Annotated in this window: 8 protein-coding genes; 7 read left to right on the forward strand and 1 reads right to left on the reverse strand. The window is 56.8% G+C overall.

Annotated elements, in window-relative coordinates; genetic code table 11:
• On the forward strand, window positions 1–333 hold a 333-nt coding region (locus BG52_RS06050; RefSeq protein ID WP_036666975.1), incomplete at its 5' end, for an SbcC/MukB-like Walker B domain-containing protein.
• A 39-nt stretch (window positions 334–372) separates the two neighbouring features.
• On the forward strand, window positions 373–1,080 hold the full coding sequence (locus tag BG52_RS06055; protein ID WP_036581140.1) for a hypothetical protein: 708 nt from the start codon (window positions 373–375) through the stop codon (window positions 1,078–1,080).
• Window positions 1,081–1,159: 79 nt separating this feature from the next.
• Here BG52_RS06055 and BG52_RS06060 read toward each other — a convergent pair whose 3' ends face one another.
• Complete coding sequence (locus BG52_RS06060; RefSeq protein WP_036581143.1) at window positions 1,160–2,485, reverse strand: NAD(P)/FAD-dependent oxidoreductase; 1,326 nt, start codon at window positions 2,483–2,485, stop codon at window positions 1,160–1,162.
• A 235-nt stretch (window positions 2,486–2,720) separates the two neighbouring features.
• On the opposite strand from BG52_RS06060, the gene BG52_RS06065 reads away from it, so the two are divergent.
• The 5 genes from BG52_RS06065 to floA all read left to right on the forward strand — a co-directional run bounded on the left by BG52_RS06065 (window position 2,721) and on the right by floA (window position 6,417).
• On the forward strand, window positions 2,721–3,077 hold the full coding sequence (locus BG52_RS06065; RefSeq protein ID WP_036581145.1) for a histidine triad nucleotide-binding protein: 357 nt from the start codon (window positions 2,721–2,723) through the stop codon (window positions 3,075–3,077).
• Window positions 3,078–3,163: 86 nt separating this feature from the next.
• Window positions 3,164–3,337 (forward strand): 30S ribosomal protein S21, encoded by a 174-nt coding sequence (gene rpsU / locus BG52_RS06070; RefSeq protein ID WP_005547957.1) that lies wholly within the window; start codon window positions 3,164–3,166, stop codon window positions 3,335–3,337.
• 15 nt (window positions 3,338–3,352) lie between these two features.
• Window positions 3,353–3,796, forward strand: coding sequence for a GatB/YqeY domain-containing protein (locus BG52_RS06075; protein ID WP_036581150.1), 444 nt, complete (start codon window positions 3,353–3,355; stop codon window positions 3,794–3,796).
• Window positions 3,797–3,957: 161 nt separating this feature from the next.
• The gene (locus tag BG52_RS06080; RefSeq protein WP_223298929.1) at window positions 3,958–5,355 is read left to right on the forward strand and encodes an NfeD family protein; all 1,398 of its coding nucleotides are present in this window, start codon (window positions 3,958–3,960) and stop codon (window positions 5,353–5,355) included.
• Window positions 5,356–5,421: 66 nt separating this feature from the next.
• The gene (gene floA / locus BG52_RS06085; RefSeq protein ID WP_190287474.1) at window positions 5,422–6,417 is read left to right on the forward strand and encodes a flotillin-like protein FloA; all 996 of its coding nucleotides are present in this window, start codon (window positions 5,422–5,424) and stop codon (window positions 6,415–6,417) included.
• Window positions 6,418–6,584: the final 167 nt, after the last annotated feature.

Raw genomic sequence — 6,584 nt, forward strand, 5'->3', positions numbered from 1 at the left:
GCCAACGGCGGCATTCGCCGGCCGGTCGGCACGCTGTCGGGAGGCGAGACGTTTCTGGCCTCGCTGGCACTGGCGTTGGCGCTTTCCTCGCAAATTCAGCTGCGCGGCCGGTACCCGCTGCAATTTTTCTTTCTGGACGAAGGGTTCGGCACGCTCGATCCCGACCTTCTGGAAACGGTGATCACCGCGCTCGAAAAGCTGCATACGGACAAGCTCTCCGTCGGCGTTATCAGCCATGTACCGGAGCTACGCGCCAGGCTGCCTCGCCGGCTGATCGTCGCTCCTGCAGAGCCTTCCGGAGCGGGAAGCCGCATACGGCTGGAAACGATGTAGCCGGCGTGATACACTGCTGGAGGGGAAGGAGAGACTTCAATGGATGCAAACGAGACGAAGCGGGTGGGCCATCAGACAGCGGATGAATCCGGTGCGGTTAACGGAGACCGCCTAAGCAAGCCGGTCCGGCCATTCGCCGACGCGGACAACAAACGGTCGCTTTTTACGCCGGTCATCCTTGTTCTGCTCGTCATGAGTCTGATCGGCAATGTATTGCTGTATGCGCAATATTTGCAGAACGGAACCCGGCAGCAGGTCGTAGAGGGGTGGCGGATTATAGAATCCGGCTTGGCTGCGCGGAATGATTTGGCTGCCGTTCAAGCCGGGCTGGACGATTTGGCCCAGGCCTCATCCATCAAGGATCGGATGTTCGCCAAACAGAATCTCGCACGCCTTACGGCGAACGTGACCGCACAGTTGACCGGGTTGCTTTCGCTCGCCGATGGCAGGGACGGACGCGACCCGCTCGGCCAACGCAAAGACAAAGCGACAGCTTTCATAATCGGCGCCGGTGAAGCGCTTATGACGATCGGCAGCCATGCGGGACCGTTAACCGAAGAGGAGCGCGCAAGCATCGCGATGCTCCGGCAATCCTATGCCGCTCTTGCCGAGCTCGCGGAATCGCTGAACTTCGAGGCGAACCCGAACGATAGCGTGGCCAGGTACACTGCGGCAAGCGGCAAATGGGTGGACGTCGCCTATAAGCTTGCCGATACGATGATCGCCGGCCAATTGCCGACCTATTAAACCATCCAATAATGGGCTGCCGCAAAAAGCGGAAACGGGACCTCTCATCGGAGAAGTCCCGTTTTTCATTGCCGTAAGCTTATCGCATGCCTACTGCATATTTGTTCAGCTCCGCCACAAGCAGCTCCGCCGCCCGGCGGGCGCTGGAAAATGCGCGCTCCGCAAGCTCGCCCTTGCCTTCGCAGCCGTCGCCGCAGAAATAGAACGGCGCGCTTTCCACGCGGATCGGGAGCAGCCGGTTGCCGGCCACGTTTTTCACGCTCTGAACCATCGCCTTCTTCGAAACCCGTTTGACGGCAATCGCTTCCCGCCAGCCGGGATAATGCTTGTCAAACAGGGCCTCCATTTGTGCCGTTCGTGCCTCCAGATAGGCTTTGCGGTCGGCTTCCTCCGGAAACGAATCGTCTGACAAATAGGCGATGCCCTGCAGCAATTGCCCTTCTTCCGGAACGAGCGTGTGGTCGGTTGCCGAGACGTCGGTAATGAACATCTTATGGTTCATGTCGCTGATGTAGCTGAACGGGCGTCCGACGACCCGGCTCAAGCCGATATCGTACACCATAACCTCGGTAGCCCGATTGTTCTCGTACGGCGCCATGAACGGTTCCCACGGGGTGCCCTTGAGCAATTTGACGACCTGCTGCACTGGCATGGCGAACATGATCTTGTCGAACGCTTCCTCGCGAGTTTTCGTCTTCAGCACGTACCGGCCGTCTTCGTAACGGAGGCCGTCAACGCCTTCCTGGAGCGCGAGCTGCCAACGTCCGGAAGCCTCCATTTTCAGCTTCAACTGGTTCGTAATAACCGCCCAACTGCCGAGAATGTAATTCACCGGACGCTGGGACAGAAACAGATTGTGATAGTAGGCGCTGATGACATGGCCGGGCACCTGCCGCGCGTCCTCGGGCGTAATGAAGAAGTTCGAGCATACGAGATGCTCCCATAACTCCTTCACATGCTCGTCGGCTCCGGAATCGGCCAGGTAATCGCCAAGCGTGGCATAATTTTTGATTTGATGGATGTTGGCGATGATCGCCGCGATTTCGGCTGCGAACCGAACCTTTTCCTTGGCGTTCAGGATGTCGGTCTTCACGAGGTTGACGAAATCGAGCGGCGCCGGCGTCAGGCGGTTGGCTTTCTCGTACATCACCTTGCGCTTGTCTACCTGACGGCTGGCGAACGATAAACCGAGCTCCTTCTCCATGTTGGAGATGGTGTGGCGGTCCAGGCCGTAGATGGCATGGGCGCCGTAATTGAGCGTGAAGCCCGCTTTCTCATATGTAAACGCGCGGCCTCCGAGCTGCGGGCTGCGTTCGAACAAAATCCCTTCGATTCCGGTTTGCTCCGACAAATAAGCTGCTGCGGTCAGGCCGGCAAGGCCTCCGCCGATGATTGCCACTCTCATCTGATTTCCCCCAGGTTATCAATTGTGCTTATATCCTCGATTACTTTCAATTATAAACGGGTTTGGTTCGGCAATCCATGCCGATTTCGACTGATAGTCCAATCAAAATGAGAACGATTGCGCCGCTCCCCATGCTGCGGGGAGAACAAAATTGGACGCGTATCCTCTTTTTCGCTACAATGAGAAGAAACCGCTCAAGGAACAAATGACCGTCATTCGCACGAGGAGGCCAGTTATGTCGGAATGTATTTTTTGTAAAATCGTTGAGGGGACCATCCCTTCGAAAAAGGTGTACGAGAACGATTCGGTGCTCGCGTTCCACGACATCCAGCCGGCAGCTCCGGTCCATGTGCTGATCATACCGAAAAAGCATATTCCCACGATGAACGACGTCCAGGAGACCGATGCGGCGCTGATTGCCGAGCTTTTTGCGACCGCGCGCCAGATCGCCGCAGAACTGGGAATTGCCGAGGCGGGGTACCGTCTTGTGAACAACGTCAACGCGGACGGGGGCCAGGTTGTCTATCATCTGCACGTCCATTTGCTCGGAGGACGCAAGCTGGGGGCGCTATTGTCCGATAACGCGAGTTGACACTGGCTTTCGCTATACCATATAATGAAATTTGATAACCGTGTTTATTGTTCTGGAACGGTCTGTTTCGGAGGGAGGGAAAACTGGTGTCTGAAACAAAAGTTCGCAAAAACGAGACAATTGATGCTGCACTTCGTCGCTTCAAGCGTTCTATCGCGAAGGACGGCGTTTTGGCCGAGGTCAAAAAACGCAAGCATTATGAAAAGCCTAGCGTCAAGCGCAAGAAGAAGTCCGAGGCTGCGCGCAAGAGAAAGTTTTAGGAGGATCCTCTCACGATGAACCTTACCGAACGATTAAGCGATGATATGAAGCAGGCGATGAAGGGTCAGGAGAAGTTCAGGCTCTCCACGATTCGGATGGTTCGGGCGACGATTAAAAACCAAGAAATTGATTTGAAGCGGCCGCTCGACGACAACGAGGTGCTTGATATCTTAAGTCGCGAGATCAAACAACGTAAAGATTCCCTCCAAGAATTCCAGAAAGCGGGCCGCGAAGATTTAGCGGAGAATGTCGCCGCCGAAATAGATATTATTAGTGTATACCTTCCTGAACAATTGACGGAAGAAGAAGTGAAAGAGATCGTAAAGCAGACCATCCAGCGAACCGGTGCTTCTTCGAAAGCCGATATGGGAAAAGTCATGGCAGCCCTGATGCCTCAGGTAAAGGGCCGCGCTGACGGTAAACTAGTAAATCAACTCGTGCAGCAGTTTCTTCCATAAATATCGCACGCTAAGCACTCCCGTGAGGGGGTGCTTTTCTGCGTCTTTCGACGGCATTCGGGTATTTTCGGTGCAGCCGTCAATGGAATGTTGGAACGATGGAAAGCATAGGACGTATAAGGGAGTAGCAAAAAAGTCACGTCTTGAGGGGAGGTCAACACGTGCGGAGATTGCGGGCGCTAAAACTCGGGCTGCTCGTTACGGCATTAGGGATGCTCATCATGGCGACAGGCGCGCTTGCATCGGCAGCGGGGGCAGCCGAGGGAGCTACGACCGATGCGGATAAAGGTTCGGATGCGGCGGGTTCCTCGGGAACGGCCGTCTATGTGGTCCCGATCAGGCAGACGGTGGAATCCGGACTTCAATCGTTTCTGGAAAGGGCCTACCGCGAAGCGGAGGAGGCTGATGCCGAACGGATCGTGCTGGTCATCAACACGCTCGGCGGACGGGTCGATACGGCGGGCGACATCGGCGATTTGATCCGCAACAGCAAGGTGCCGACGGTCGCCTTCGTCGAGGGTAAGGCGATATCGGCGGGAACCTTCATTGCGCTGAATGCGGAGAAGATCGTCATGCAGCCGGGCAGCACGATCGGCGCGGCCGCCGTCGTTGATGGGAACGGCGAGTTGATCGACAATCCGAAAACCGTTTCATACTGGGCTGGGGAAATGCGCAAGGCGGCCCAATTCCACGGCAGGGACCCGGACGTCGCGGTGGCGATGGCGGATCCCGGTCAGCGGATTGAGCTGAAACAGCTCGGCAAGACGAAGGAACGGGGAGAAATTCTGACGTTGACCGCTTCCGAAGCGCAGAAGGTCGGATACGCCGATTATGTGACTGGCACCGTAGAGGAGACGATTGCCTGGATGGGCCTGGAGAATCGGACGACGGTCGAGATCGGTCCGACCGCATCCGAGAGGATCGCGGGCTGGCTGACGAAGCCGGAAATCATGTTCGTTCTTTTTATACTCGGCATTGCCGGGATCGCCATCGAATTGCTGGTGCCGGGCTTCGGCGTTCCGGGAATCGTCGGGCTGATCGCATTCGCGCTCTACTTTTTCGGGCAATTTGTCGCGGGGTTTGCAGGATTGGAGTCGATCGTGCTGTTCGTGGTCGGGGTGGCGCTTTTCATTCTCGAGCTGTTTGTGCCGAGCTTCGGAATCCTCGGCATATTGGGAGTCGTTTCGCTTGTAGGCGGGGTGGCGACGGCCGCCTACGACACCGGAAGCGCGGTGCTGTCATTGACGTACGCGTTCGTGCTGGCTGCGATCCTTGCCGCGGTTGTCGCCTATGTGTTCCGGCGGCAGGGAATATGGAACAAATTTATTTTGCGGGATCGGTTGACGACGGAAGACGGTTATGTGTCCGCCGATTCCCGTCCGACGCTGGCCGGCCGTCAAGGCGTGGCGTTGACCACGCTCCGTCCGTCCGGAACGATCGAGATCGGCGGGGAACGGATCGATGCCGTGACCGAAGGAACGTTCATTATGAGCGGCCGGGCGGTCATCGTATCCAAGGTAGAAGGAACACGCGTGGTCGTTAGAGAAATGGTAGAGTGACGCTTTCGGACGCGTCGGATGCAGCAAGCACTATAACACGAAATATTTAGAGGAGGTTTTCTCTGCATGGCAGGTTTGGATCCGACAATCGCTTACTTACTGATCGGGGTCGTCGTTTTTATCGTTTTAATCGTGTTTCTCAGCTTTTTCCCGGTGATGTTGTGGATTTCCGCGCTCGCCTCGGGTGTCCGGATCAGTATTATTACACTGGTCGCCATGAGGCTCCGCCGCGTTGTGCCGAGCCGGATCGTCAACCCGATGATTAAGGCAACCAAAGCAGGCTTGGGCCTTACGATTAATCAGCTGGAAAGCCATTTTCTGGCGGGCGGCAATGTCGACCGCGTCGTCAACGCCCTGATCGCCGCGCAGCGGGCGAACATTCCGCTCGAATTCTCGCGCGCGGCTGCGATCGACCTGGCGGGACGCGACGTGCTGCTAGCGGTGCAGATGAGCGTCAACCCGCGTGTCATTGAGACGCCGGTCGTTTCCGCTGTGGCGAAGGACGGCATTGAAGTTAAAGTGCGCGCGCGTGTAACCGTGCGAGCCAACATCGACCGGCTTGTCGGCGGTGCCGGCGAGGAGACGATTATCGCCCGTGTCGGTGAAGGCATCGTCAGCACGAACGGTGCGGCAAGCTCGCACAAGGACGTACTGGAGAATCCGGATCTTATCTCCCGCACCGTACTCGGCAAAGGGCTGGATGCCGGTACGGCATTCGAGATTCTCTCGATCGATATTTCGGACGTGGATGTAGGTAAAAATATCGGCGCTCATCTGCAGACCGAGCAAGCGGAGGCGGACAAACAAATCGCACAGGCAAAAGCCGAGGAACGCCGGGCGATGGCCGTGGCGCTCGAGCAGGAGATGAATGCGCGGGTCGTCGAGATGCGGGCGCGGGTCGTCGAATCCGAGTCGCAGGTTCCGCTTGCGATGGCCGATGCGCTGAAGAGCGGGAAGCTGGGCGTCATGGATTATTTGAACATGAAAAATATAGAGGCGGATACGCAAATGCGCGGCTCGATTGGCAAGCCGTCGGATTCCGGCCGCAGCGACAAGCAGTAAGGATGGAAGCTTCCTTACTTCGGCTTCGGAGGTGAGACCATGGAACGGCTGATCGCATTTTTGCTCGATAATTTTTTTATCATTGTTGTCATAGCAGGCTTCCTGCTGTCCTTGCTGGGGAAGATGGGCAAGCACGGCCCGGGCCGCATGCCGGACTTTGGCGGAGG

Source organism: Paenibacillus darwinianus (genome assembly GCF_000598065.1).
GTDB lineage: Bacteria > Bacillota > Bacilli > Paenibacillales > Paenibacillaceae > Paenibacillus_I > Paenibacillus_I darwinianus.